Origin of the sequence: Streptococcus sp. HMSC072D07, from assembly GCF_001814835.1 — a bacterium.
Taxonomy (GTDB): domain Bacteria; phylum Bacillota; class Bacilli; order Lactobacillales; family Streptococcaceae; genus Streptococcus.
This window is the reverse complement of sequence record NZ_KV818030.1, coordinates 1-518: the sequence shown is the minus strand read 5'-3', so window position 1 is coordinate 518 and position 518 is coordinate 1. Positions and strand designations below refer to the sequence as shown.

The 518-nt window shown below is 36.9% G+C and carries 1 pseudogene; it reads left to right on the top strand.

Annotated elements, in window-relative coordinates:
• A pseudogene (locus HMPREF2991_RS00005) lies at nucleotides 1-518 on the top strand (restriction endonuclease subunit S); the annotation flags it as partial.

The following is a 518-nucleotide window of genomic DNA, read 5'->3' as shown; positions in this document are numbered from 1 at the left end:
CTTGGGAACAGCGGAAGTTGGGGGAAGTATCTAATAGAGTTAAAGGAAACGATGGTAGAATGGATTTGCCGACCCTAACAATATCCGCCGGCCATGGGTGGTTAGATCAAAAGGAACGTTTTTCTGGGAATATTGCAGGAAAAGAGCAAAAGAATTATACCCTTTTGACTAGAGGTGAACTATCATATAATCATGGTAATTCCAAACTTGCTAAATATGGTGCAGTCTTTCAGTTAAATGATTTCGAAGAGGCTTTAGTACCTAAAGTTTATCATAGCTTTAAAATGGTTAATGGAAATTCTGGACTTTTTATTGAATATCTCTTTTCTACAAAGTTACCGGATAAGGAATTAAGAAAGCTGATTTCTTCTGGGGCCAGAATGGATGGTTTGTTAAATATTACCTATAATGATTTTGTAACTATCAATTTAACAATTCCAAGAAATAAAGAAGAACAAATTGCCATCGGTTCCTTCTTCCAAGAGCTGGACCAGCTCATTACCCTTCAACAGCGTGAG